The 2,626-nt window shown below is 51.5% G+C and carries 1 protein-coding gene; it reads right to left on the reverse strand.

Annotated features, from left to right (window positions below; all coding sequences use genetic code 11):
* Window positions 1-77 precede the first annotated feature (77 nt).
* The gene (gene ltrA / locus AC5JLP_RS13595) at window positions 78-1,865 is read right to left on the reverse strand and encodes a group II intron reverse transcriptase/maturase (RefSeq protein ID WP_496068455.1); all 1,788 of its coding nucleotides are present in this window, start codon (window positions 1,863-1,865) and stop codon (window positions 78-80) included.
* Between the last annotated feature and the right edge of the window lie 761 nt (window positions 1,866-2,626).

Raw genomic sequence — 2,626 nt, forward strand, 5'->3', positions numbered from 1 at the left:
GTCGAAGAGTCGAGGGCAGGCGTTACCGTCTACCCCCTCTCCTCCGAAACCGTGCGTGCTTCTTTCAAAGCACACGGCTACTCAAAGAGATTCCCACTGACAGTTTGGGACTCCCGACTGCCATCAGTGGCAGATTTAACATCGTGGCAATGTCGATGAAGCAGTTGTTGGTTGAGCCAATCGTCTTGTCCGCCACAAGAACGAGGAATTTGATGGTCAATTTCCAACACATCACCTGTGCGAAGATACAACCCACACCAGGCACATTTTCCTTGTTGTCGTTTGAGCAATGATGCTTGTTGACGTGGTATTTCAGGATAGCGTCCCTGGCGTGTGCCCCAGTAAACCCAGTCTCCATCGAAAGGACTCTTGTCCCCTTTCACCTTGACGTAGGCGTTGATATTACTGCCAAACTCTCTATGCTGGAGTAATCGGAGGGGATTGGTTTGATCCCCATCACTGGTGAAAACCCAGTGATTCTTGCCGATAGTTTTCCAGTATTTGAGTGTTCCGGTTTTTGCAGAATGACACCGACGTTTAGCCCAGCGCCGCAGTTTCAAGTATGTGAGATGATCTTGCCGTGACAATTCACCCACATATTGCGCATTGGAGACACGATAATACTGTGTCCAACCTCGGATCACCGGGTTCAAGGCACGGATTAAGGCTGCTTGTGGAGCCGCTTTGAATCGATGCACCATTTCCCCGATGACCGCTTGATGTGCTTGACTGGCTTGTTTGGTAGGAGTGATGAGCGTTTTATAGCTAAGGCGTTTCTGAGGGGAGACTTTGGCGGCATGGTACTTTCCGGTTGGGTATTGTTGAATATGATGTCCAAGGAAATCAAATCCCGCCCTTCCATCCTCACTCAACGCTGCTTCCAGCGTATGAGTGAGTCTTGTTTTGTCCGGTCGTAGCCTTAAGCCTACGTCTTGTAGCCAGCCTTGGAGGACTGAACGGCATTGCTGAATCACCGCTGGATGTTCCGACAAAATCACAAAGTCGTCTGCGTATCGGATCAAAGCGGGTTGTCGAACCATTTGACCGTCATATTTTGCATAAGACCCTCGGATCTTGCCGCTTGAGTCACAGGGAAATGCCGCTTTGATTCGCTCTTCTAAGCCATGTAAGGCAATGTTTGCCAATAGAGGCGATAGAACACCGCCCTGAGGGGTGCCCATCGTCGTGGCGTGCCATTGCCCCAGTGCAATGACTCCTGCTTCTAACCAGGCTTTAATTTGTTGCCTGAGTTGTCCTTGCAGGTGTAGTTTCTGAAGCAGATATTCATGGTTGATGCGGTCAAAACAGTGAGCAATATCGGCATCCAAGACAAATTTAGCTTGTCGATGGATGACGTTTTTGATCTGTCGAATCGCATCGTGAGCCGAGCGCCCCGGTCGAAACCCGTAACTATTTGGCTCAAAGCGTGCTTCCCACTCCGGTTCAAGCGCAAGTTTGACCAATGCTTGGGTCGCACGGTCACGCATTGTTGGAATCCCCAGTGGGCGCTGTTCAGCCTTTCCAGGCTTGGGAATCCGGACTCGTCGGGTGGGTGAAGCACGACTGCTAAGTTTGAGGTCAGTTGCCAAGTCCAAGCGAGCGGCGGGGAGGAGGGCTTTGACCCCATCTACCCCTGCCGTTTTCTTGCCTTGGTTATCTTGGGTCACGCGACGTACCGCTAACACCCGACCTGACCAGGATCTCAACAACGTTTTCTGAAGTTGGCGAACTCGCTTGACATCGCCACAATGGGAAGCGGTATAGATGCGTTTTTGCAACTTAAAGACACTCCGTTCTACCTGTTTCCAGGGGATTTGTCTCCATCCCTCAGTCTTTTCAACGAAAGCTGATTTAGGCTTTTCCATCGCTACTCTCACCTCTAGCTCGGTTCTCTCTGCGGTTCACGTCGGCTGCTCTCGGACATTACTCCATCCCTTTTCAGGCATTACCCGTCTGTTCGGGTTGAGCCTTCGCTTCTTGAACCATCCCGCCACAATGCCAATTGACTCACGCGACCCGCTGCCGATTGACCGACCCCAATCGGGTTGGCTTTGTGGTTACTTCGTTCCTCCTGTCCATTGTTCGTGTTCTTCAGGGTGTGTCTTCTCCACCGGAGGTTAAGGGGGTGCGCTGTCTCGGTGTCTAGATCCTGACAGCCCTTACTCTTGTCGGCTATTCCCGACCCAGGAGGTAGTCTAGGACTACGAGCTTATTTCCCCTGGTGTCTGTTGACGATGGCTCAACGACACTTCGTTTGCTCTACCCCACGAGTTCCCGTTCCTTGATTCGATCTCAGTCTGGCTCGCTTCTCGAACACTTGCTGGCGGTCTGTGCTTTCAGCTATTACCACTGTTGCCACGTTCATCCCCGCTTTAACCTCTCGAATGGTCTGCTTCAGTCGGCTAGGGGCAACCTGCATTGCAGGTTGGTTATGCGCTTTCAACCCCGCACCGGGGCGGTAGGACTTGATGTTCTAGGATACTAATCTCACCTACATGGACAGAAAGTTATCATCAGTAAAGGAGTTAAGTGCGCCCTCGACCTTGCGGTTACTTTACTGATGTCTGACTCCCCCTTAACGGTTTCGTCAGAACGAATCGCACTACACAAACATGCGCTCGGCAAA

The organism is Stenomitos rutilans, assembly GCF_059505485.1.